Source organism: Streptomyces chilikensis, from assembly GCF_001642695.1.
Taxonomy (GTDB): domain Bacteria; phylum Actinomycetota; class Actinomycetes; order Streptomycetales; family Streptomycetaceae; genus Streptomyces; species Streptomyces chilikensis.
In genome coordinates this window covers 4415032-4437355 of the sequence record NZ_LWCC02000005.1, presented here as the reverse complement: position 1 = coordinate 4437355, position 22324 = coordinate 4415032, and the positions used below count along the sequence as shown (strand labels likewise).

Annotated in this window: 20 protein-coding genes; 14 read left to right on the top strand and 6 right to left on the bottom strand. The window is 74.4% G+C overall.

Going from position 1 to position 22324, the window contains the following annotated elements; all coding sequences use genetic code 11:
- The first annotated feature begins 27 nt into the window (after positions 1-27).
- Positions 28-687 carry a GNAT family N-acetyltransferase gene (locus tag A2U95_RS19935; RefSeq protein ID WP_166024432.1) on the top strand — a complete coding sequence of 220 codons (660 nt, stop codon included), beginning with the start codon at positions 28-30 and terminating at the stop codon, positions 685-687.
- A gap of 149 nt (positions 688-836) precedes the next feature.
- Here the strand turns inward: A2U95_RS19935 and A2U95_RS19930 are convergent, their stop codons facing one another.
- Positions 837-1328, bottom strand: coding sequence for a DUF5709 domain-containing protein (locus A2U95_RS19930; protein ID WP_166025406.1), 492 nt, complete (start codon positions 1326-1328; stop codon positions 837-839).
- A 235-nt stretch (positions 1329-1563) separates the two neighbouring features.
- Between A2U95_RS19930 and A2U95_RS19925 the strand changes: the two genes are divergently transcribed.
- Together A2U95_RS19925 and A2U95_RS19920 are read left to right on the top strand one after the other, a co-directional pair.
- The gene (locus A2U95_RS19925; RefSeq protein WP_166024430.1) at positions 1564-1992 is read left to right on the top strand and encodes a hypothetical protein; all 429 of its coding nucleotides are present in this window, start codon (positions 1564-1566) and stop codon (positions 1990-1992) included.
- Between the two features lie 131 nt (positions 1993-2123).
- Complete coding sequence (locus A2U95_RS19920; RefSeq protein WP_166024428.1) at positions 2124-2687, top strand: roadblock/LC7 domain-containing protein; 564 nt, start codon at positions 2124-2126, stop codon at positions 2685-2687.
- Between the two features lie 4 nt (positions 2688-2691).
- On the opposite strand, the gene tgmB is transcribed toward A2U95_RS19920, so the two are convergent.
- Complete coding sequence (gene tgmB / locus A2U95_RS19915) at positions 2692-3639, bottom strand: ATP-grasp ribosomal peptide maturase (RefSeq protein ID WP_166024426.1); 948 nt, start codon at positions 3637-3639, stop codon at positions 2692-2694.
- Between the two features lie 24 nt (positions 3640-3663).
- Positions 3664-3861, bottom strand: coding sequence for a putative ATP-grasp-modified RiPP (gene tgmA / locus A2U95_RS19910; protein ID WP_166024424.1), 198 nt, complete (start codon positions 3859-3861; stop codon positions 3664-3666).
- 232 nt (positions 3862-4093) lie between these two features.
- Here tgmA and A2U95_RS19905 point away from each other — a divergent pair, with 232 nt between their 5' ends.
- Positions 4094-4372: a GlsB/YeaQ/YmgE family stress response membrane protein gene (locus tag A2U95_RS19905; RefSeq protein WP_166024422.1), complete on the top strand. Its 279-nt coding sequence runs from the start codon at positions 4094-4096 to the stop codon at positions 4370-4372.
- Positions 4373-4456: 84 nt separating this feature from the next.
- Here the strand turns inward: A2U95_RS19905 and A2U95_RS19900 are convergent, their stop codons facing one another.
- A complete protein-coding gene (locus A2U95_RS19900; protein ID WP_166024420.1) occupies positions 4457-5830 on the bottom strand; it encodes a type III PLP-dependent enzyme domain-containing protein in 1374 nt (457 codons plus the stop codon).
- Between the two features lie 300 nt (positions 5831-6130).
- On the opposite strand from A2U95_RS19900, the gene bdeA reads away from it, so the two are divergent.
- The 8 genes from bdeA (at position 6131) to A2U95_RS19860 (ending at position 16912) form a co-directional block, all read left to right on the top strand.
- A complete protein-coding gene (bdeA, locus tag A2U95_RS19895) occupies positions 6131-7066 on the top strand; it encodes a bis(hydroxyethyl) terephthalate hydrolase (protein WP_435839940.1) in 936 nt (311 codons plus the stop codon).
- A gap of 217 nt (positions 7067-7283) precedes the next feature.
- Entirely contained in the window at positions 7284-10043 is a 2760-nt protein-coding gene (locus tag A2U95_RS19890; protein ID WP_166024418.1) for a helix-turn-helix transcriptional regulator, read from the top strand.
- 221 nt (positions 10044-10264) lie between these two features.
- On the top strand, positions 10265-11536 hold the full coding sequence (locus A2U95_RS19885; RefSeq protein ID WP_166024416.1) for a PucR family transcriptional regulator: 1272 nt from the start codon (positions 10265-10267) through the stop codon (positions 11534-11536).
- 350 nt (positions 11537-11886) lie between these two features.
- Entirely contained in the window at positions 11887-12720 is an 834-nt protein-coding gene (locus tag A2U95_RS19880) for an ABC transporter ATP-binding protein (protein WP_166024414.1), read from the top strand.
- On the top strand, positions 12717-13586 hold the full coding sequence (locus A2U95_RS19875; RefSeq protein WP_166024412.1) for an ABC transporter ATP-binding protein: 870 nt from the start codon (positions 12717-12719) through the stop codon (positions 13584-13586). Before A2U95_RS19880 ends, A2U95_RS19875 begins: the two co-directional genes overlap by 4 nt.
- The gene (locus A2U95_RS19870) at positions 13583-14479 is read left to right on the top strand and encodes a branched-chain amino acid ABC transporter permease (RefSeq protein ID WP_166024410.1); all 897 of its coding nucleotides are present in this window, start codon (positions 13583-13585) and stop codon (positions 14477-14479) included. Before A2U95_RS19875 ends, A2U95_RS19870 begins: the two co-directional genes overlap by 4 nt.
- On the top strand, positions 14472-15635 hold the full coding sequence (locus tag A2U95_RS19865; RefSeq protein ID WP_166024408.1) for a branched-chain amino acid ABC transporter permease: 1164 nt from the start codon (positions 14472-14474) through the stop codon (positions 15633-15635). The genes A2U95_RS19870 and A2U95_RS19865 overlap by 8 nt, the downstream gene beginning before the upstream one ends.
- Positions 15632-16912 carry an ABC transporter substrate-binding protein gene (locus tag A2U95_RS19860; RefSeq protein WP_166024406.1) on the top strand — a complete coding sequence of 427 codons (1281 nt, stop codon included), beginning with the start codon at positions 15632-15634 and terminating at the stop codon, positions 16910-16912. The genes A2U95_RS19865 and A2U95_RS19860 overlap by 4 nt, the downstream gene beginning before the upstream one ends.
- A 91-nt stretch (positions 16913-17003) precedes the next feature.
- On the opposite strand, the gene A2U95_RS19855 is transcribed toward A2U95_RS19860, so the two are convergent.
- Positions 17004-17426 carry a PPOX class F420-dependent oxidoreductase gene (locus A2U95_RS19855; RefSeq protein WP_166024404.1) on the bottom strand — a complete coding sequence of 141 codons (423 nt, stop codon included), beginning with the start codon at positions 17424-17426 and terminating at the stop codon, positions 17004-17006.
- Between the two features lie 187 nt (positions 17427-17613).
- Complete coding sequence (locus tag A2U95_RS19850) at positions 17614-18975, bottom strand: FAD-dependent oxidoreductase (protein WP_166024402.1); 1362 nt, start codon at positions 18973-18975, stop codon at positions 17614-17616.
- Between the two features lie 317 nt (positions 18976-19292).
- On the opposite strand from A2U95_RS19850, the gene A2U95_RS19845 reads away from it, so the two are divergent.
- Together A2U95_RS19845 and A2U95_RS19840 are read left to right on the top strand one after the other, a co-directional pair.
- Positions 19293-21560: a catalase gene (locus A2U95_RS19845; RefSeq protein WP_166024400.1), complete on the top strand. Its 2268-nt coding sequence runs from the start codon at positions 19293-19295 to the stop codon at positions 21558-21560.
- A gap of 173 nt (positions 21561-21733) precedes the next feature.
- The gene (locus A2U95_RS19840) at positions 21734-22297 is read left to right on the top strand and encodes a Dps family protein (protein WP_166024399.1); all 564 of its coding nucleotides are present in this window, start codon (positions 21734-21736) and stop codon (positions 22295-22297) included.
- Positions 22298-22324 lie beyond the last annotated feature (27 nt).

Sequence of the window (22324 nt, the reverse complement as noted above, 5' to 3'; positions counted from 1 at the left end):
CTTCTCGGCCCTTACGAATGGATCCGGATGGATGCCGAACTCGTACGTTCGTGGGTGGAGGGCTGGGCCGTCTCGCGCGGAGCCGCGCCGCCGGTGGCCGAGCCCTGGGGCTTCACCGTCGACGTGGGACTGGCCGGCCAGCTCACCCGGCACGTGCTGACCGATGCCGACGAGGCGCTGGTCCGCGGACTGACCGGGACGGCCACCGCTCCGGGCACCTGGCTCAAGGTCTTCCTGCCGCGGCAGGCGGTCGTCCCCTGGGCGGCGCCCGGCTGGCGTCCGGACGACGACGGCTTCCTGATGTCGGCACCGTTGCGCCCGGCCGCGGCCGAGGCTCCCGGTGGGTACCGGGTGCGCGCCTGGACGCGGGGCGGCGTCACCCGGGTGCTCGTCCGGACCGGGGACGGCGCGTTCGCCGCGCGTGGACAGGTCGCCGTGCCCGGCCCCGGGCGCACGGCCGTGGTCGACCAGGTCGAGACCTCCGCGGACCACCGCCGCAAGGGGCTCGGCGACCTGGTCGTGCGGACGCTGGGGAACGCCGCCCTCGCCGCGGGCTCCTCGAGGGGTGTGCTGGCCGCGACGACCGAGGGGCGGGCGCTGTACGAGGCCCTGGGCTGGCACACCCACGGCCCGCTGACCGGCCTGGTCCGGGTCCACGACGGTTCGCCGCGGACCCCGGGAGCCTGAGGGAGGGGCCGTGGCCTGACGCTCCTCGCCGGCTGCGGCGGGTGCGGCTCACCGTCCGGGCCGGCCGGGCCCTGCACCGTGGCCGCCCCGCCACCGTCCGGGAACGCGGCGGGCGGCGGACAGCCTTCATCCGCCGCCCGCGCGGTCGTTCACCGGGGCCGCTCGTCCTCGTCCGGGATCCGGTGCACCGCGGCCTCCTCGGCGGAGGCGGCGCCGCCGCTGATGCCGACGTCCTCCGCGATCATGTCCTTCTCCGCGTCCTCCCGGGCGCCTTCGTCCGGGGCCACCAGGCGCCCGGCGCGGTCCTCGCCCACCTGGTCGTCGAGGGGTTCCCCCTCGCCGCCCGGCAGGTCGCCCACCCCGTCGCCCTCCGCCGGGGGCGCGGCCGCCGGGTCCGGCCGCTCCTCGGCCAGCCGCTCGTCCAGCGTCTCGCCCTCGCGCTGCTCACGGGCCGTGGTGCCGTGGCTGTTCACCCCCAACGGCCGCTCCGGAGGCGAGTAGCCCTCGTCGTAGGGCTCGGTCTCCCGTTCGTTGAGGGTGTCCTCCGGGTCCAGGATGCCGTCGTCCTCGCGCCCCTCCGGGCCGTCCTGCGGCTGGTACACCTCGTCGCCGAACTCCTGGCCGTCGGCGTTTCCGTCCATCGCGTCAGTCGGGTCAGTCATGGGGACCACGTATCCAGCCCGGGTCGGCTGACACCCCCCGGCCGTGGCCGCCACCCGGACGCCCGGCCCGGGGCGCGATCGGTCATGACAACGAATCGATCCGAATACGTGCATGTTCAAAATGAAAATGCCAAAGCCCCGAACGGGGGGCGGCACATTCCGTAGTGTCTGGTCGCGTCCGCGGACGCGCGATCGGTGGGGGAGGGGATTCGGCGTGCCCGGAATCGACGAGAGCCTGCTGGAGGCCGTCCGGCTGCCCGGCGCACGGGGCGCCGCACTGGTCGACTGGATCAGCGGCCTCTCCCTGGGCGCGGTCGGCGAGGCCCCGGGCGAGGATCCGGACACCGCGGCCGCCGAGGTCGCCGAGGTGGCCCGGATCAGCGCCGAACACCGTGTCTTCGCCCCGGCGGACGCCCTTCCGGGGGCCGGCGGGGGACAGGAGGCGGCCGGTGGAGCCGGCCAGGAGCCACCGGTCGAGGACGTGATCGTCACCACCGCCTCGGCCTACCACGTCCTGCGGTTCGTGCCCACCGCGTTCGACAGCAGCGTCTGCCTCCACCTGTGGCTCGACCGGGCCGAGGGAAACCTCGCGATGGCCCGGATCCGGCTGGCGGAGGTCGTGGACCGGCTGGTGCTCGGATGAGGCGGCCGGGACGGCGGCGCGCGGGCGGCGGTCCGCCCGGGGCCGGGGGGACGGGCGACCCGCTCGTCACCGGCGGGGGTGACGCGGGAAGTGACGAAGGCGTTGACGGACGAGGCGAAGGGAGCGGGCCGATGACCGGTGCGGCAGGGATCGACGAGGCCGAGATCAGGGAGGAGCTGCGCGGGCTGCGCTCCCGCGTGCCGGAGCTGACCGGGGCGCTGCTGGCCAGTGCCGACGGGCTGGTGCTGGCCCACGAGACGCCACCCGGCACCGAGCCGGACGGGCTCGCCGCGCTCACCGCCGCCGCCCTGGGCGTGGGCGCCCGGCTCTCCGGCGCCGCCGCGCGTGGTGACTTCCGCGAACTGCTGGTCCGCGGGTCCGACGGCTACGTCGCCACCTACGCCGCGGGCGGGACCGCGGTGCTCACCCTGCTCGCCGGCGACCGGGTCAACGTCGGCCGGCTCCACCTGGAGGGACGCCGCTCGGGCAGGCGGCTGGCCGGCCTGATGCCCACGGCGCCCGTCGCCGAGGGCCCTCCGGGCGGCGGACGGGCCGTCCCGGCGTCCGCGGGCCACGCACCGGCCGACGGGACGGGGAGGCCCGCGGCCCTCCCGGTCCGCTCCCCGGGATCCGCCCGCCCCGGCCGGCGTCCGGGCGACGGCCCCCGCTCCGCCGGCCCGCGGCCGACCGCCTGAGCGCTCAGCGCTCCGGTCCGGGCCGCGCGAGCCAGGACGCCACGGCCTCCGTGATGGGCTGGCCCGTGTCGAGCTCCACGAAGGCGAACTGCCCGGACTGGTTGCACTCGAGGAACCACCAGGTGCCCTCGGCGTCCTCCGCGAAGTCGAACGCGCCGTAGGCGAGGCGGGCGGCGTCCAGGTAACCGCGCACGCCCGCCGCGACGGACCGCGGCACGCCGACGGCCCGCCACGCCTGGGCGGAGGGGGCGAAGCGGACGTCCACGTCCTCCGGCGCCGCGTCGGGGGAGACCTCCTTCCGGGCGGCCAGCAGCCGGTCGCCGACCGCCGTCAGCCGTACGTCCGCGCTCTTGACGACCCGTCGCTGCAGCAGCGTCGGCCCCAGCGCCACCGCGTCGAAGTCGGCGTCCGGGGCCACCCTGCTGGTCGGCACCACCAGGGGAGGGTCCTGCGGGTGGGACCCCGACACGGGCTTCACCACGAGGTCCCGGTGCCGGCGGGCGAAGTCCCGTGCGGCGTCCGGCACCGTGGTGATGAGGGTGGCGGGCACCGGCAGTCCGCACTCCTGCGCCAGCCGCAGCTGCCAGGGCTTGTGCCGTGCCAGGTACGCCGCCTCCGGAGGATTCATCCAGCGCGCCGCGCTGCCCCGCAGCATCCCGTACAACGCCTGCGACGCCTCCTGCGTGAGCCAGGCGGAAGCCTCCGGCGCGCCGCTGCCCGCCACCCCGGGCCTGCGCACCCAGACCGACCGCAGCGCGCCCAGCCCGACCCGCCGGCCGCCCGCCGAGAGCGTGCCCCGCAGCCCGCCCTGCCCGTACTCCCCGGACAGCCCGACGGCTCCCGGAAGATCGGCCGGATCCAGGCGGACGACCGGGACGCCGCGGGCGTCGAGCCGGTCCACCACCAGATCCGCCGTCACATCGTGTGTACATGTCAAGACCAGTACGGTCATCGCTCCGCGCCCGCGCCGACGGCGTCAGTCGTCGAAATGGGTCTTGGAACCGGCGGTGGAGGTGGTCGACCCCAGTTCGCGGAGCAGTGCGCGGTCGCGCGCGGCTATGCGTCCGTCGTCGAGGACGTTCAGCTGCAGGAGCGGGTCGTACCTGTAGGCCGGGGTGGCGGTGACCTCGGACTCCTCCGCCGGCCGGGCGTAGTCGAGGGCGAACATGCGCATGGGTCCCTCCCCTGGGACGGTCCGTCACCTTCTCCGTTCGGACACGTCCCGCCCGGCTCCGCCACTCGGCCGCCGGGCGCTCCGCCTCCAGGGACTTATACGTACCGGGCCGGTGATTGGTTGCCTCACGCTCCGTAATCACCCGGGGAGGTGGCGCGATTGGTTGGTTTGCCGTGGCGTGTACGGATCATCCGAAGGAAGGACAGACAACCTGGATGACTGTGGAGGAATCGTGGGCATCATCGCCTGGATCCTGATCGGCCTGATCGCCGGCGCCATCGCGAAGGCGCTGCTTCCCGGGCGCGACCCCGGTGGCATCATCATCACCATGCTGATCGGTGTGGTCGGTGGTCTGCTGGGCGGCTGGCTGGGCAAGGTCATCTTCGGCGTCGACTCGATCGACGGCTTCTTCGACCTTTCCACGTGGATCGCCGCCATCGTCGGCTCGGTGATCCTGCTGCTGATCTACCGTGCCGTGACAGGCAACCGAAGCTCGCACCGCCACGCCTGACCCGACCTGATCCGGCAGGCGACACCCTTTCCCTCGTCGGCGCCCGCACCGTTTCCGGTGCGGGCGCCGACGTGTGCGCGCGGATCAGCCGGCCGTGCCGCCGGGCCCGTCCAGCAGCGCGTCCGCGTGGTCGAGCCCGTTCTCCCGCAGGATCTCCTCCACCGGCTGTGCCTCGCGCACCGTCGCGAAGACCACTCCCGCGCCGTCCCCGGCCCGGTACCCGTGCACCGCGGGGCGGGGCAGGCTGTTGTAGCTCCACGGCGCGGTGAAGCAGTAGGCGCCCGTGTCGTGCAGCACCACCCAGTCGCCCTCGGCGAGCTCGGGGAGTTCCCTGCCGTGCGCCACCACGTCCCCCGCGAAGCAGAGCGGCCCCGCGACGTCCTGCCGCAGCGCCGCCGAGGTCTTCGCCCGCCCGTCCGGCCCGAAGGCGGAGACCCGCAGCGGCCAGGCGTCGGGCAGCAGCGCGGTGCGCGTCGCGACCTGCGCACCGGCGTGGGTGAGCGCCACCCGCCGGCCCCCCGCGTCCTTGACGTACTCCACCCGCGCGGCGAGGAAGCCGTTCTTGGCGAGCAGCGACCGGCCGAACTCGGTGACCAGGCGGTAACGGCCGTCCAGCAGCGCGGGCTCCGCCTCCCGGAGGGCGGCCGCGTACTCGGCGTGCGTCGGCGTCACCCGGTCGTCGGCGAAGTTGACGGGCAGTCCGCCGCCGATGTCCAGTCCGGTCACCCGCCGCTCGCCCACCCGGGCGTCGACCGCGGCCGCGAGCCGGTGCGCGGCGGCCACGCCCTCGGCGATCAGCGGCAGCGGGCAGCCCTGCGAACCGACGTGGACGTGCAGCCGGGTCAGCCAGGGATGGCGGGCGAAGGCGTCCGCCACCCGCTCCGCCGCCCCGGCGTCGCGCAGCGCCACACCGAACTTGGAGTGCTCGGTGGCGGTGCTGGTGGCCGCGATGGCGCCCCCGCCCACCTGAGGATTGACCCGCAGGCCGAGGACGGAGGAGCAGTCCGGCCGGCGCAGCCGGGCGATCCGCTCCACCTCCGCCAGGTTGTCCGCGTTCACCGCCACGCCCAGTTCCAGCGCCTCCCGCAGCTCCGCCTCGGTCTTCACCGGGGAGTCCAGCACGATCCGTCCGGGCGGGAAGCCGGCCGCCAGCGCCAGCCGGAGCTCCCCGGGACTCGCCACCTCGCACCCCATCCCGGCCGCCGCCATCAGCCGCAGCACCGGGACCAGCGGACACGCCTTGGCGGCGAAGGTGTGCAGCACCTCGGGAACCCCGGAGAACGCCGCGCGCAGTCCCTCGACCGCCCGCAGGACACCCGCGGTGTCCAGGAACCCGGCCACCGGCCGGTCCGGGCCCACCAGTCCGGCCGCCACGGCCCGGGGCAGCACGTCGGCGACGGTCAACGGGGCGCTCTCCACGAGCGCCGGCACGACAGGGTGCACGGTCTGACTCCTCATGGCACGACGGCGGGACGGACCGGCGCCGCGGGCCCTCGGAGCGCGCGGCGGCCGCGTACAGCCTCCCCCGTCCCGGCCCCGTGAACCAGGGGACCGCGCGCCGCGCCCGCCGGGGGAGCGGACACCGCGGCGACGGGCGCGGTGCGCCGACACCGGTGATTTTGCCGATGTACGCGTCCGGCGGACGGCCCGACAGTGGCGTTGCCAGTCAGCGGCAGCGCAGCCGGTGGCGCGGACACGTCAGGACGACGCGTGCCGCGACCGCCAAGGCGTCTGCCACGTCAGAGAGGACGACTCGTCGTGCAGAACTCGCAGAGCAGCGCGTCCAACGACGCTCCCCCCACGCCGGTCAACCGTCGGACGCGTCTGGGCCGCGTGGCCGGCCTGTCCGCCTCGGTGGCCGCGGCCATCGCGTTCAGCACCCTCGCCGCTCCGGGCGCCACCGCGGCCGACAACCCCTACGAGCGCGGCCCGGCCCCGACCAACTCGAGCATCGAGGCCCTGCGCGGCCCCTACTCGGTCTCCAGCACCTCCGTCTCGTCCCTGGCGGTGACCGGCTTCGGCGGCGGCACCATCTACTACCCGACCACCACCAGCGACGGGACCTTCGGCGCCGTCGTCATCACGCCGGGCTTCACCGCCTACGAGTCGTCCATCTCGTGGCTCGGCGAGCGGCTCGCCTCCCAGGGCTTCGTGGTGTTCACCATCGACACCAACACCACGATGGACCAGCCGGCCTCCCGCGGCGACCAGATGCTGGCGGCCGCCGACTACCTGACGCAGCGCAGCACGGCCCGCAGCCGCGTCGACGCCACCCGGGTCGCCCTGATGGGCCACTCCATGGGCGGCGGCGGCACCCTGGAGGCGGCCAAGGACCGGCCGTCCATCAAGGCCATCATCCCGATGACCCCGTGGAACCTGGACAAGACCTGGTCCGAGATCCGGACGCCCGCCCTGATCTTCGGCGCGGAGTCCGACAGCGTCGCCCCGGTCGCCTCGCACTCGGAGCCGTTCTACAGCAGCATCCCCTCGACCACCGAGAAGGCGTACCTGGAGCTGAACGGCGCCAGCCACTTCGCGCCCAACACGTCGAACACGACGATCGCGAAGTACAGCATCTCCTGGCTGAAGCGGTGGGTCGACAACGACACCCGCTACTCCCAGTTCCTCTGCCCGGGCCCCAGCACCGGACTCTTCAGCGACGTCGAGGAGTACCGCAACACCTGCGCCTTCTGAACCCGGGGGACCGCGACGGCGGCCGCGCGCGGGACGTGCGGCCGCCGTCCGGCGTTCCCGGAGACCCCGGGGCCGTCCGGCGCCCCGCGGCCCGGGGGACGCGGACGTGTGCCGGCGCACAGACCGCCGCGGCCCGCCGTGGAACACCACACACCCGCTCCGCGAGGAGCGGACCCCGGACTTCCGGCGGGCTTTACTCCTCCGTAACATCGCGGGAATGACCGGACAGACGACCGTCATCAACCCCCCGCGAACGCACGGCCGTGGCGAGGAACTGCGAGCGGCCGCCGCCACCTTGACGAACCGTCTGGAGGACGACAGCGCCGTCCTCCTCCTGGCCGGCGAACCGGGACTCGGGCGCACCACCCTCCTCGAGGACGTCGCCCGTTCCTTCGACGCCGGCCCCGTCCTGCGGGTCGGCGCCGCCGCCGCCGAGTCCCGCCTCCCCTACGGCGGGGTGCACGCCGTGTGTTGCGCCGCCGCCCGCACCGGAGCCGGCCTGCGCCGCACCCCCAGAACCCCCGAAGGGCTCCTCGACCTGCTGAGAGCCGCCGCCGCGGGCGGTCCCCTCCTGCTCTGCGTGGACGACGCCCACCTCTGGGACGCCCCCTCCCGCGCCGCCCTCGGCTTCGCCGCCCGCCGCCTGCACGCCGCCGGCCGGGTCGGCCTGCTGATCTCCGTCGCCGGACACCGCGCCGCCGACCCCGACTTCGCGGGGCTGCCCGTCCTGCGCCTCGGCCCCCTGCCCCGGCCCGCCGCCCAGGCCCTGCTGGCCGACCTCCTCCCCGACGGCGTCGACCCCGGCGTCCGCGAGGAACTCCTCACCGAGGCGGACGGCAACCCCGCCCTGCTGCACGCCCTGGTCCGGCGCCTGACCTCCGAGGAACTGACCGGCGCCGCTCCGCTGCCCCGCCCCCTCGCCGACGCGGGCGTGCTGGCCTCGGTGGTGGGGGAGAGCCTCACCGGACTGCCCGCCGGCCTCGACGACCTCCTGCTCACCGCCGCGGTGGCGCACGAGACCGCCCCGCCCGACGGACGCACCGGGGTCGACGCGGACCTGGTGCTCCGCGCCGCGGCCCGACTCGGCGAAGCCGCCGCGCCGCCGGCCTGCGACCGGCAGGCCGCCGACCTGATCGTGCTCGCCGACGGCAGGCTGCGTTTCACCGGCACCCTCGTCCGCCGCGCCGTCCACACCACCGCCCGCCCCGACCGCCGCCGCGCCGCGCACCGGGCGCTCGCCGCCGTCCTGACCGCCGACGGCCACCGTCTGCCCGCCCTGCTCCACCTCGCCCACTCCGTCACCGCCCCCGATCCCGTCCTCGCCGAGGACCTGGCCCGTGCCGCGCTCGACCCGGCCACCGACGCCTCCCACCTCCAGCGCGCCGCCGCCCTCGCCCGCGCCGCCGACCTCACCCCCGGCCCCACCCTGCGGGCCGAACGCCGTACCGCCGCCGCCGAACAGGCCCTCATCGCGGGACGTCCCGCACAGGCCCGCGGCCTGCTCGCCGACGCCGGCGGTCCCGACGCCCGCGCCACCGTCCGCGGCCGCGCCGAACTCCTGCGCGGCGTCATGACGCTGGGGGACGGCCCCGTCGCCGACGCCCACGCCTCGCTGCTGTTCGCCCGCTCCCTGCTGGCCGGCGAGGCGCCCGCCCTGGCACTCGCCGCCACCGTCGCCGCCGCCGACGCCGCCTGGGCCGCCGGAGACCTGACGGGCTGCCTGTCCGCGGTCGCCACCGCCTCGGCCACCGCGCCCACGCCCGGCCCCGGCCGGCCCGACCCGGTGCGCGACTACCTCACCGGCATGCGCGCCATCCTCGAGGCCCGCCTCGCCGACGCCGCCCGGCCGCTGCGCCGGGTGCTCGACCACGGCTGGACCCAGGAGGAACCCGAGGCGCTGCGGCGCGCCGCGACCGCCGCGCTGCTCCTCGGCGAGGTGGAGACCGCCTGCCGCGCCGGCGCCCGCGCCCTGGCCGCGGCCCGTGCCCGGGGCCACGAGGCCTTCGTGCCGCAGACCCTGGAATACCTCGCCTACGCCGAACTGCGGGCCGGCCGCCACGCCCGGGCCCGGGCCCACGCCGAGGAGGGCCTGCGCAGCGCCCTCCACTCCCGGCGGCGCAACACGGCGGCCCACCACCGGGCGATCCTCGCCCTCGCCGCCTCCATCGAGGGAGACGTCGACGAGGTGACCGCGCAGGCGTCCGCCGCCCTCGCCACCGCGCGAAGCCACGGCCTCGCCCAGACCGCCACCCTCGCCGAGTGGGCCGCCGGACGCGCCGAGCTGGGCCGCGGCCGCCCCTCCGAGGCCGCCGCCCGGCTCGGCCCGCTGGTCAGGCCCGGACGCACCGGAGGCCACTTCGCCGTACGGGCGCTGGTGATGCCCTGCTTCGTCGAGGCGGCGGTCCTCGCCGGCCGCGTCGACGAGGCCCGCCTCGTGGCCGACGAGTTCGAACTCTGGGCCGACTTCGGGGCCGACCGGCAGGCCCCCGCCCAGCTCGCCCGCTGCCGCGCCCTGCTGGCGGCGCCGGACGACCCCGACGGCACGGACACCCTCTACCGGCAGGCCCTCGAGCTGCACGAACAGGCCGACGGCGACTTCGAGCAGGCCCGCACCCAGCTGCTCTACGGAAAGTGGCTGCGCCGTCGCCGCCGCCCCCGGGAGGCCCGCGGGCGGCTCCGCGAGGCCCTGCACGTCTTCGAGCGCTGCGGCGCCGGCGCCTGGGCCGACCAGGCCCGTGCCGAGCTGCGGGCCAACGGCGAGGCCCCGGCCGCCCCGCAGGACGGCGCGCTGGCCCGGCTGACGCCCCAGCAGCAGCGGATCGCCCGCTGCGTGGCGTCCGGCGACACCAACCGGGAGGTCGCCCAGCGCCTGTCCGTCAGCACCCGCACCGTCGACCACCACCTGCGCAACATCTTCGCGGCCCTCGGCGTCCGCTCCCGGGTCGAACTCGCCCGTCTGGTCGGCCGGGAACAGTAGCGCGGCGAGGACGGCCGTACCGCCCGCACCACCCCGGAGACCCGTCGGTAACAAATGAGCAACTAGCCGCACACCCCTAGGGACCGACCGGACGGTATGTCATTCTTCGTGGCAGGACGAGTCAGGTGACGGCCGCACCGCGGCCCCCGGACCGCGGGGCCGCGGCCCACGGGCGCCGCACGCGTACTGCCGGGGAGAGCCGACCTCGGAGGAGGATCGCGATGTACCAAGCCGTACGGTCACGAGGAGCCCTGCGCCCCACGGCACCCGCCGTGCCGCGGCCGCGCGCACCACGCTTCCGGTCGCTGACCGACGCGGAGGCGCTCCGCGTGCTGCACCGGGGCGCCCGGGCCATCCAGGACGAACTGCCCGACCTCACCGACCGGCTGGTGGCCGCCCTGCGCGAACAGGAACCCGCCTACCGCGCGGCCATGGAGACCGACCCCAACGCCACCTGGCAGGAGGCCCACGGTTCCCTGCGGCACAGCGTCGCCTCCCTGCTCGACCCGCGCACCGCCCGCGAGGAGGCCCGCCGCTGCTCGTGGCGGATCGGCGCCACCCGCGCCGAACGGGGCTTCCCGCTCGACGCCCTGCTGCACGCCTTCCGCCTCGGCGGGGCCCTGGTCTGGCAGGCCCTCGTCGAGGAGACCTCCCGCAGGGCGCCCGACGACGTCAGGCTCCTGGTCCACGTCGCCGCCGACGTCTGGAACTTCGTCGACGAACACTGCACCCTCGTCGCCGACGCCTACCGGCAGGTCGAACGCCGCCTCGCCTGGCGGCGCGAGAACCGGCTCCGCCTGCTCACCGCCGCCCTGCTGGACGGCACCAGCCGCATCGCCGACCTCCCCGAGGCGGCCGAGGCCCTCGGACTGCCCGAGCAGGGCCGCTACGCCGTCGTCGCGGTCAACGCCGGCGCCGCCGCCGAGAGCGCCGCGGCCCGCGCCGCGGCCGTCCCCGCCGGCATGCGGGTCCACTGGCACACCGGCGTCGACGTCGACCACGGCATCGTCCTGCTCGAGACCGACGACGCCCTGCGCCGCCTCGCCCCCGCCCCCGACGCCCACCGGGGCGCCCGCATCGGGGTCGGCCTCCCCGTCGACGGCCTGGCCGCGCTCGGCGACGCCCGCCGTCACGCCGACGCCGCGCTCGGCATCTGTCCCGAGGACGGCGGCTCCGTCCGGCTGCACGAACAACTCCCCTCCGCCCTGTTGCTGTCCAGCCCGGAGCTCGGCCGCGCCCTCGCCGAAGAGGTCCTCGGCCCGCTGCTGCGCCTGGAACCCTCCGACCGCGACCTGCTCCTCGACACCCTGGCCGCCTGGCTGGAATGCGACGGATCCGCCCAGCGGGCCGGCGCCCGCCTCTACTGCCACCGCAACACCGTCCTCAACCGGCTCCGCCGCTGCGAGCAGCTCACCGGCCGTTCCCTCACCCGCCCCGCCGACGTCGTCCAGGTCAGCCTCGCCCTCGCCGCCCGCCGCCTGCTGCGCCCCTGACCGACGGCGAACCGCGCGGAGGCCGCCGCGCACCACCGTGCCCCGGACCGCCCGACCGCGGTCCGGGGCACAGCCGTGCGCACCGCCGGCCGCACCTGCGCGACACCCGCTGGGCACGCGCACAACCCGCCCCCGCAACCGTTGGTGCACCGCCGCGAGCACGGGTTTTCCGCTGTACCGGCACCCTCCGCGCGTGCTGGTCTGAGCACCACTTCCGCACGGGACAACCGCACGGAACACCCGCACGGACGAACGACGACCCCCGTGCCCAGGCCCCGGTCCCGCCAAGGCCCGGCCCCTCCGGCCCCCGCCCCGGCCCCGGTCGCGCGGCACGCAACCAAGGAGCAGTGATGCCCCGAGCATCCGACGAGGCGTCCACCCTCAGGGTGGAGAACCTCGACGTGACCTACGGACGCGCGGTCTCCGCACTGCGCTCCGTGAGTCTGGACGTGCCGCCCGGCAGCGTCGTCACCCTGCTCGGCGCCAACGGCGCCGGCAAGACCACCCTGCTGCGCGCGGTGTCCGGCACCCTGCGCCTGCACCGCGGAGCCGTCACCGCGGGCGCCGTCCGCTACGGCGACACCGTCCTCGACGGCCAGGACCCGGTGGCCGCGGTGCGCGCCGGAGTCGTCCAGGTGCCCGAGGGCCGGCGGGTCTTCGCCGGTCTCACGGTGGACGAGAACCTGCGCTCCGGCGGCCTCGGCCTCGGCCGCCGCACCCCCGAGCGGATCAGGGAGGGCCGCGACCGCGTCTTCGCCCTCTTCCCCCGCCTGGCCGAGCGCACCAAGCAGCAGGCCGGCCTCCTCTCCGGCGGTGAACAGCAGATGCTGGCCATCGGACGCGCCCTGATGGCCGCCCCCGGACTGCTCCTGCTCGACGAGCCCTCGCTGGGGCTGGCGCCGCAGATGGTCGAGCGGATCGCCGAGGTGGTCCGCGAGATCAACGCCCAGGGCACCTCCGTCCTCCTGGTCGAGCAGAACGCGGGCATGGCGCTCGCCCTCGCCGACCACGCATACGTCCTGGAGGTCGGCGAGGTCCGCCTCTCCGGCCCGGCCGGCGAACTCGCCCGCACCGACGCCGTCCGCCGCCTCTACCTCGGCGAGACCGGTGAGACCGGCGGGACCGGCGAGACGCCCGAGACGGACGGCGCCGCCCCGGGCGGCACGGAGAGGGGTGCGGCATGAACACCGGCACGACCGCCACCAGGGCCGCCGAAGCGCCCGAGCCCCTCGAGGTCGACCGCGTCACCGTCCGCTTCGCCGGCCTCACCGCCCTCGACGACGTGTCCTTCACCGTGGCGCCCGGCTCGGTCCACGCGGTGATCGGCCCCAACGGCGCCGGCAAGTCCACCTGCTTCAACGTCCTCTCCGGCCTCCACCGGCCGGCCTCCGGCACCGTCCGCTACGGCCGGCAGCGGCTCACTGGCCTCGCCCCGCACAGGATCGCCGCCCTGGGCATCGCGCGGACCTTCCAGAACATCGTCACCACCGAGGGCACCGTCGGCGACAACCTGATGCTGGGGAGGCACGCCCTCACCCGTGCCGGCTTCGTCTCCTCCGCGCTCCACCTGCCGCACGCCGTCCGCGAACAGCGCGCCCACCTGGCCCGTGCCCGGGAGATCGCCGAACTCGTGGGCCTGGAGCGCCACTTCGACGCACCCGTCGCCATGCTGTCCTACGGCGACCGCAAGCGCGTCGAGATGGCCCGCGCCCTGTGCCTGGAGCCCCGGGTCCTCCTGCTGGACGAACCCGTCGCCGGCATGAACACCGCCGAACGCGCCGAGGCCGTCGAGGTCATCCGCACCGTGCGCGCACAACTGCCGCTGTCCATCGTGCTGGTGGAGCACGACATGGGCCTGGTGATGCGGCTCGCGGACGAGGTCACCGTCCTCGACTTCGGACGGCGCATCGCCCACGGCACCCCCGACGAGGTCCGCCGGGACCCCGAGGTGCTGCGCGCCTACCTGGGCACCGGCGCCGGGGGCACCGGTCCCGCGACGCCCGGTCCCGGGACGCCCGGTCCCGCGACGCCCGGAAAGGAAGCGGCATGACAGGCCTGCTCGACACCCTCCTGGCGGGCCTCGCCCTCGGAGCGGTCTACGCGCTGGTGGCGCTGGGCTTCGTGATCATCTTCAAGGCGTCGCACGTCATGAACTTCGCCCACGGCTCCATGCTCCTCCTCGGCGGCTACCTCACCGCCGTGCTCCACGAGCACCTGGGCTTCGCCGGGGCCCTGGCGGCCGGCGTCCTCGCCACCGCGGCGCTGGCCGGCGTCGTCGACCGGGTCCTGCTGCAGCGCCTGCCCCAGGACCCCAGGGCCGCCCACGTCGCCACCATCGTCACCATCGGCGTCGACATCCTCCTCGTCACCGACCTGGCCCGCCGGATCGGCGGGGACCTGCTCTCCCTCGGCGATCCGTGGGGCGACCGGGTCCGCACCTTCGGGCCGGTGACCGTCCCCGACAGCCGGCTGGCCGCCGTCGCGGTCTCCGCACTGGTCATCGGCGCCGTGTTCGCCCTCTTCCGGTACAGCCGCTGGGGCCTGTCGCTGCGGTGCGCGGCCGAGGACACCGAGGCGGCGGCCCTCCAGGGCATCCGGCTGGGCCGGACCCGCATGCTCGCCTGGTGCCTGGCCGGCGCCCTCGCCGCCCTGGCGGCGGTCTTCCTCGCCGCCTTCCCGGCCACCGGCCTGGAGCGCACCACCGGACAGATCGCCCTCAAGGCCTTCCCGGCCGCGATCCTCGGCGGTCTCGCCTCACCGGTCGGCGCCCTCGCGGGCAGCCTGGTGATCGGCCTGACCGAGGCGTTCGTCATCACCTACCAGAGCGACCTGCACGTCCTCGGCGACGGGCTGAGCGACGTCGCCCCCTACGTGGTCATGGTCCTGGTGCTGCTGGTGCGGCCCAACGGACTCTTCGGAGCGAAGGGAGCGGCCCGTGTCTGACGCCGCCAAGCACCTGCCGCGCCTGACCGCGGCCGTGGTCCCGCTGCTCGTCCTGTGCGCCCTGCCGTTCTATCTGGAGTCGTACTGGCTGCGGATCGGGCTGTTCTCCATGGCCGCCGCCATCGGCGCCATCGGGCTGAGCCTGCTGTCCGGGACGGCCGGCCAGCTCTCCATGGGCCACGCCTTCTTCCTGGCCGTCGGCGCCTACGGCTACGTCTGGTTCTCCGGCGACCCCGGCCCCGGCCTCCCGCCGGTGGTCGCCATGGTGCTGGCCGTGCTGCTCGCCGGAGCGGCCGGCGGCCTCTTCAGCCCGGTCGCCGGCCGGGTGAAGGGCATGTACCTGGGCATCGCCACCCTGGCGCTGGTCTTCATCGGCCACCACCTGATGCTCACCCTGGACGGCGTCACCGGCGGCTTCAACGGCCGCTCGGTGGAGCCGATGGAGATCGGCGGCCTCGTCCTCGACTCCGGGCGGGACGACCTCGTCGTGCTGGGCGTGCCGTTCGGCGCGGAGGAGCGCCTGTGGTACTTCGGCCTGGTCCTGCTGGCGTTCACCTGGTTCACCGCCCGCGGCCTGCTGCGCGGACGCCCCGGCCGGGCCCTGGCGGCGCTGCGCGACAGCGAGACCGCCGCGTCCGTGATGGGCGTCCCGGTGGCCCGCCACCGCTCCTCGGCGTTCGTGGTCTCCTCCATGTACGCCGGCCTCGCCGGGGTGCTGATCGCGCTGTCCTTCCGGCGCGTGGTGCCCGACCACTTCGGCCTGGTCCTCTCCATCGACTACCTCGCCATGATCGTCATCGGCGGTCTGGGGTCGGTGGGCGGCGCGGTGGCCGGAGCGTTCTTCGTGACCGCCCTGCCGCTGGTGATGGCCAAGTACGCCGACCAGCTCCCGCTGGTCGCCGCCCCCGGTTCACCGGACGGCTCGCTCGGCCCGACCGAGGCCTCGCGCTACCTGTACGGCGCCGCGATCGTCGTGATCCTGCTGTGGGCCCCCGACGGCCTGCACGGACTCGCCCGGCGGCTCCGGTCGCGGCTGCGGTCACGGCTGCGGCGCGAGCCGCCCGCACCGCCCCACGGACCCGGGCCCGCCGAGCCCGTGACCCCCGCACCGACCACCACCGCCCCTTCCGTTCCAGTCAAGGAGCACACCCCGTGAACGCAACGCCCCGTGCGCACCGTCGCGCCACCCGCATCACCGTCGCCGCGGCCCTGTCGGCGCTGCTCGTCGCGGGCTGCAGCAGCAAGGCCGAGAACCCCGAGGGCGAGGAGGGCGCCGACGGCGTCAAGGGCGGCCCCGGGGTCACCGACACCACGATCACGATCGGTTCCCTGACCGATCTGACGGGCCCGTACGCCACTCTGGGCGAGTCCATCACCAACGCCCAGAAGATGTGGGCCGACGAGGTGAACGCCGAGGGCGGCATCTGCGGCCGCAAGATCGAGATCAACGTCAAGGACCACGGCTACGACGTCCAGAAGGCCGTCGCCGCCTACTCCGAGGTGGCGCCCGACTCCGTCGCCCTCTCCCAGGTCATCGGCTCCCCGGTGGTCGCCGCGCTGGTCGACGACATCGAGAAGGACCGGATCCTCACCTACCCGCAGGCCTGGTCCGCGTCCCTGCTGGGCATCGAGCCCGTCCAGGTCACCGGCACCACCTACGACGTCGACATGATCGCCGCCGTCGACTTCCTCACCAGCGCCAAGGGCATCGGGAAGGGCGACAGGATCGGCCACGTCCACTTCGAGGGCGACTACGGCGCCAACGCCCTGGAGGGCTCGAAGTGGGCGGCGCAGAAGGCGGGCCTGGAGATCGTCGAGCAGAAGATCAAGCCCACCGACCAGGACCTGTCCGCCCAGGTGGCCGCCCTGCAGAAGGCCGGGGTCAAGGCGATCCTGATCAGCGCCGGCCCGGTGCAGACCGCGTCGCTGGTCGGCGTCGCGGCCTCCCGCGGTCTGCAGGTCCCGGTCGTCTCCAACATCCCCGGCTACTCCCCGCAGCTGATGGCCTCCGAGGCCGCCCCGGCCCTCGAGGGCATGCTGCACATGATCAGCGCCGCTCCCGCGGTCAACGCGGACATCCCCGGTGTGAAGGAGATGGTGGCCAAGTACCGGAAGGTCTACCCGAAGGCCCCGGTCGACACCGGTGTGCTCTCCGGCTACAACACCGCCCAGCTCCTGGGCCTCGCCCTGGAGAAGGCCTGCGACGGCGGCAGCCTGGCACGTGAGGACGTCGTCGCGGCCCACCGGCAGCTCTCCGACGCCGACACCGGTCTCGGCACCCCGCAGGACTTCAGCGACGTCGAGCGTCCGGCCGCGGTGGAGAACTACGTGCTCAAGCCGTCCAAGGACGCCCTCGGCGGCGCCGAGATCGTCGAGGAGGCCGCCGTCGCCCCCGGTGTCGAGGAGTACCTGAAGGAGAAGGGCCGCGCCTGAGCCCCCGGCCGGGCCCGCCTCCGGGCCCGGCCGGGAACGCCGGGCGGCCGCACCACCGGCGCGGGCGCCCGGCGTTCCCGCGGGGGCGGCCTCAGCCGGCGGCCTGGTCGCTGTCGCGGAAGGAGCCCCAGCCGTGCCAGCGGTCGATCTCGATCCAGGCGCTGATCCGGCCCCGCTCCCGCTCGGCGTACGGCTTGCCCAGGTAGTGGCGCGAGAGCCGGTCGATGCCGGACAGGTCGGTGTCGTCGCGCATCTCGGCGATCCTGCCGATGAGGGTGATGTGGGAGTACCAGTTGGCCTCGTCCAGGACGGTGAGGGTCACCCGCGGGTCGTTGCGGATGTGCTCGAGCCGCTTGCGGCCCTCGTCCATGTTGACCAGCACCCGGCCGTCGTCCCAGACGTACCAGGTGGCGGCGGAGACCGGCTGGCCGTCCGCCCGGACGGTGGTGATCACCGCGGGGTTGGGCTTCTCCAGCATGGTGATCGCTGCTTCGGGAAGCGGCGGTTTCGACATCGTCTCTCCTCCTCGTCGCACGCCCGGGGGCCGTGCGGGATTTTTCGACGGGGCGTCACCCGATCACGCTGCCACATCGGGCCGCCCCGGTCCCGCACCGCCTGCCCCGAGTCCGCCGGGACACGCCGAAGGGCTCCCGGCCGGAACCGGGAGCCCTTCGACGCGCGTCGGCCGGCGGGGGCGCGGATCAGGCGCCGCTGGCCCGCAGCATGTCCTCGCGCTCCACGATCTTCACGCGCTCACGGCCCTGCGGCTCGCCCAGCGCCTTCTCCGCGGCGTCCAGCCGGTACCAGCCGTCCCAGGTGGTGTACCGGACCTCCCGCCGGGCCAGGAACTCCTCCACGGCCTCGGGGGCGGGGGAGGACGGCGTGTGCAGCCGGCCGTTCGCGTGGTCGTCGAGCAGGTTGGACACCGTCTCGTTGGCGTCGCCCTTGGTGTGCCCGATCAGACCGATCGGACCGCGGCGGATCCAGCCGGTGACGTAGGTGGACCGCAGGTGCTCGCCGTTCTCGATCACCCGGCCGCCCTCGTCGGGGACGGTGCCGGTGGCCTCGTCCCAGGGCAGCTTGGGCAGCGCGTCGGACAGGTAGCCGACGGCGCGGTAGACGGCGCCGAGGTCCCAGTCCTTGTACTCGCCCGTGCCCTTGACGTTGCCGGTGCCGTCCAGGGCGGTGCGCTCGGTGCGCAGGCCCACGACCTTCCCGTCCTCGCCGAGGATCTCCACGGGCGACTCGAAGAAGTGCAGGAACAGCTTGTGCGGGCGGTCGCCGACGTCGCGGATCGCCCAGTTCTCCAGCGTCTTGGCGACCATGTCCGCCTGCTTGTTGCCCCGGCGGGTGGCGATCGAGCCCTCGTCGTAGTCGATGTCCTCGGGGTCGACGATGACCTCGATGTTGGGGGAGTGGTCCAGCTCCCGCAGCTCCATCGGGCTGAACTTCGCCTGCGCCGGACCGCGGCGCCCGAAGACGTGGATCTCCTTGGCCCGGTTGAGCTTCAGGCCCTCGTGGACGTTGGCCGGGATCTCGGTCGGCAGCAGCTCGTCGGCGGTCTTGGCCAGGATGCGCGCCACGTCGAGGGCCACGTTGCCGACGCCGAGGACGGCGACCTTCTCGGCCGTCAGCGGCCAGGTGCGCGGGACGTCCGGGTGACCGTCGTACCAGGAGACGAAGTCGGCGGCCCCGTAGGAGCCGTCGAGGTCGACGCCCGGGATCGGCAACGCGCGGTCGGCCGTGGCGCCGGTGGAGAAGATCACCGCGTCGTAGAAGGCGCGCAGGTCGTCCAGGGTGATGTCGTTCGGGTAGTCGACGTTCCCGAAGAGACGTATCTGCGGCTTGTCGAGGACCTGGTGCAGGGCGGTGATGATGCCCTTGATGCGCGGGTGGTCGGGCGCCACGCCGTAGCGGATGAGGCCGAACGGGGCGGGCATCCGCTCGAAGAGGTCGACGGACACGCCGGGTTCGGCGGCCACCTCGGACTTGAGCAGCGCGTCGGCGGCGTAGATGCCGGCGGGACCGGCCCCGACGATGGCTACCCGCAGGGGGCGGGACATGTGCGGTTTCCCTTCGAGCGGTGAACTTCCTCGTCGGGAAGCCTAAGCTAAGGCAAGCCTTACCTTGAATGCGGGTCCACTTTATGGACCCATAAGCTCGGCTTATGCGGGTACCGCCGCACAGAGGTGGCGTGATCATCGTACCGCCGTCGTGGGGCTCCTCCGGGCCGCCGCGCCGCGCCGTCGGCGAATGGCTGCATGCTGAAATCATCCCGGTGATTTCATGTTTTGTTCCCTCGCTCCGTGTCACCAGATCAGGTGAGGTCCTGCCGCCTCCGGCGGCCCGCGACAGGCGAGAGCGAAGGAATCCACCAGGCATGAGCGAGAGCAACCCCCTCAAGAGGGCTGCCCAGAAGATCACCGGCGATCCGGCCGTCACGGGACCGCAGGACGGCGTGCCCGGCAAGCCCGGCCCCGAGTCGCCCACGGTCGCGGAACCGACCGAGCCCAGGGAGCCGCTGCCCCCCAAGGCCGACCAGCGGGGTCCCGCCACCGTGTCGCCCACCGGCCAGAGCACCGGCGTCGACCAGGCGAAGGTCGCCCAGGGCGGCGCCTACCTGACCACCGCGCAGGGCGTCCGCCTCCGCGACACCGACCACTCGCTGAAGGCGGGCCCGCGGGGCCCCGTCCTGCTGCAGGACCACCACCTGCGCGAGAAGATCATGCAGTTCGACCACGAGCGCATCCCCGAGCGCGTGGTGCACGCCCGCGGGGCCGGCGTCCACGGGGTCTTCCAGTCCTACGGCACCGCCGCCTCCGTCACCAAGGCGGCCTTCCTCGCCAAGGACGTCGAGACCGAGGTCTTCGTCCGGTTCTCCACCGTCCTCGGCTCCCGTGGTTCCTCCGACACGGTGCGCGACACCCGGGGGTTCGCGACGAAGTTCTACACCACCGAGGGCGTCTTCGACCTGGTGGGCAACAACATCCCGGTCTTCTTCATCCAGGACGCCATCAAGTTCCCCGACGTCATCCACGCGGGCAAGCCCCACCCGGACCGCGAGATCCCCCAGGCCCAGAGCGCCCACGACACCTTCTGGGACTTCGTGAGCCTGCACACCGAGGCCGCCCACCACACGCTGTGGAACATGTCCGACCGGGGCATCCCCCGTTCCTACCGGATGATGGAGGGCTTCGGCGTCCACACCTTCCGGCTGGTCAACGCGGCCGGCGAGACCACCCTGGTCAAGTTCCACTGGAAGCCCAAGCTGGGCGTGCACTCCCTGGTGTGGGAGGAGGCGCAGATCATCAACGGGGTGGACCCCGACTTCCACCGCCGCGACCTGTTCGACGCCATCGAGGCGGGCGCCTACCCGCAGTGGGAGCTGGGCATCCAGACCTTCCCCGACACCCCTGACCAGTTGTTCGAAGGCATCGACCTGCTCGACCCGACCAACATCGTTCCCGAGGAACTGGCCCCGGTCCAGCCGATCGGTCTGCTCACCCTCAACCGCAACACCTCCAACTTCTTCGCCGAGACCGAGCAGGTCGCCTTCCACGTCGGCCACCTGGTCCCGGGGATCGACGTCACCGACGACCCGCTGCTGCAGGGCCGCCTCTTCTCCTACCTCGACACCCAGCTCACCCGCCTCGGCGGCCCCAACTTCAACCAGTTGCCGATCAACCGGACCCACGTCCCGGTCAACGACATGCAGCGCGACGGCTACCACCAGACCGCCGTCCACCGCGGCGTGGCGCCCTACCGGCCGAACTCCCTCGACGGCGGCTGCCCGTTCACGGCCGGAGCGGACGCCGGCGCCTTCGTCGACGTGCCGGTGCACCTGCCCGAGGCGGCCAAGGTCCGCGCCCAGTCCGAGACCTTCGACGACCACTTCAGCCAGCCGCGGCGCTTCTGGCTCTCCATGAGCCCCATCGAGCGCGAGCACATCATCGCCGCCTACACCTTCGAACTGGGCAAGTGCTACGAGCAGGCGATCAAGGAGCGCAACCTCCAGGTCCTGGCCAACATCGACCCGGTGCTGTGCTCCAAGGTCGCCGAGGGCCTCGGCCTCCCGGCGCCCGAGCCGACCGTGCCGCTCGCCGACGTGCGGCCCAGCCCGGCGCTCTCCCAGGTCGGCGAGGTCTGGCCCGCCGACGGCCGCATGATCGGCATCGTCGCCGCGCCCGACGCCGACCTGGAGGGCGTCGCCACGGTCCGTGAGGCCGTCCTCGGCGCTGGCATGGTGCCGCTGATCGTCGCCCCGACCGGCGGCCCGCTCGGCAGCGGCGGGCTGAAGCCCCAGCGCACCTTCGTCACGGCACGCTCCACCGAGTTCGACGCCGTGATGGTCGTCGGGGCGCCCGCCGTGGGCAACGACGCCTTCGGCGCCCGGGACGCGAAGGCCACCCCGACCGCGGGCCAGGCCGGTCCGGTCGACCCCCGGGTGGCGCTGCTCCTCGCCGAGGCGTTCCGGCACGGCAAGGCCATCGGCGCCTGGGGCGGCGGCGACGCCGCCCTGGCAGCCGCCGGCGTTCCGGCCGACGCCCCCGGCGTCGTCGTCGGCACCGACGGCCCGGCCACCCTGGAGAAGCTCAGCCGTCTCATGGGCAGCCACCGGGTCTGGGAGAGGTTCCCGACGACGGTCTGACCGGCACAGCGCGTGACGGCGGCGGCCCGCCGCCGCCGTCGCTCGTGCCCGGCCTCCCGCCGAGGGCCGGCGAAACGGTCCCCGGCCGTCGGCCGAAACGGGACGAATGGGATCGCCCGCCCGGGGCACGAGCCCAACATCACCAGACGATCACCCAAGGAGGCACCACCGCCATGGCCACCGTTCCCACCCCGAAGTACACCGTTCCCGGCCTGAGCACCGACGACGCCCGCAAGCTGATCGACCTGCTCCGCCTGCGGCTGCACGCCCTCAACGACCTCCACCTGACGCTCAAGCACGTCCACTGGAACGTCGTCGGGCCGCACTTCATCGCGGTCCACGAGATGCTCGACCCGCAGGTGGACCGGGTCCGCGACATGGCCGACGACGTCGCCGAGCGCCTCGCCGCCCTGGGCGGCATCGCCCAGGGCACCCCGGGCGCCCTGGTCAAGGAGCGCACCTGGGACGACTACTCCATCGGCCGCGCCGACGCCATCGCCCACCTCGGGGCCCTCGACGTCGTCTACACCGGTCTCCTCGAGTCCCTGCGCGACGCCGTGAAGGTCGCCGGTGAGATCGACCCGGCCACCGAGGACCTGCTGATCGAGCAGCTGCGCGACCTCGAGCAGTTCCAGTGGTTCGTCCGCGCCCACCTGGAGAGCGCGGGAGGCACCCTGGCCACCGCCGACGCCACCACCGAGAAGGACGGCGCCTCCGCCGGCGGCGACGCGTCCTGACGCCGCCGCCGGCGCCGACCCGGGCGG

Excerpts from the sequence above, each read along its gene's own strand:
- A2U95_RS19920 (WP_166024428.1), top strand. The coding sequence starts at position 2,124 with ATGACCGGTGCGGCAGGGATCGACGAGGCCGAGATCAGGGAGGAGCTG.
- tgmA (WP_166024424.1), bottom strand. The coding sequence starts at position 3,861 with ATGCGCATGTTCGCCCTCGACTACGCCCGGCCGGCGGAGGAGTCCGAG.
- A2U95_RS19885 (WP_166024416.1), top strand. The coding sequence starts at position 10,265 with ATGTACCAAGCCGTACGGTCACGAGGAGCCCTGCGCCCCACGGCACCC.
- A2U95_RS19880 (WP_166024414.1), top strand. The coding sequence starts at position 11,887 with ATGCCCCGAGCATCCGACGAGGCGTCCACCCTCAGGGTGGAGAACCTC.
- A2U95_RS19875 (WP_166024412.1), top strand. The coding sequence starts at position 12,717 with ATGAACACCGGCACGACCGCCACCAGGGCCGCCGAAGCGCCCGAGCCC.
- A2U95_RS19855 (WP_166024404.1), bottom strand. The coding sequence starts at position 17,426 with ATGTCGAAACCGCCGCTTCCCGAAGCAGCGATCACCATGCTGGAGAAG.
- tgmB (WP_166024426.1), bottom strand. The coding sequence starts at position 3,639 with ATGACCGTACTGGTCTTGACATGTACACACGATGTGACGGCGGATCTG.
- A2U95_RS19870 (WP_166024410.1), top strand. The coding sequence starts at position 13,583 with ATGACAGGCCTGCTCGACACCCTCCTGGCGGGCCTCGCCCTCGGAGCG.
- A2U95_RS19845 (WP_166024400.1), top strand. The coding sequence starts at position 19,293 with ATGAGCGAGAGCAACCCCCTCAAGAGGGCTGCCCAGAAGATCACCGGC.
- A2U95_RS19930 (WP_166025406.1), bottom strand. The coding sequence starts at position 1,328 with ATGGACGGAAACGCCGACGGCCAGGAGTTCGGCGACGAGGTGTACCAG.
- A2U95_RS19890 (WP_166024418.1), top strand. The coding sequence starts at position 7,284 with ATGACCGGACAGACGACCGTCATCAACCCCCCGCGAACGCACGGCCGT.
- A2U95_RS19850 (WP_166024402.1), bottom strand. The coding sequence starts at position 18,975 with ATGTCCCGCCCCCTGCGGGTAGCCATCGTCGGGGCCGGTCCCGCCGGC.
- A2U95_RS19840 (WP_166024399.1), top strand. The coding sequence starts at position 21,734 with ATGGCCACCGTTCCCACCCCGAAGTACACCGTTCCCGGCCTGAGCACC.
- A2U95_RS19900 (WP_166024420.1), bottom strand. The coding sequence starts at position 5,830 with ATGAGGAGTCAGACCGTGCACCCTGTCGTGCCGGCGCTCGTGGAGAGC.
- A2U95_RS19935 (WP_166024432.1), top strand. The coding sequence starts at position 28 with ATGGATGCCGAACTCGTACGTTCGTGGGTGGAGGGCTGGGCCGTCTCG.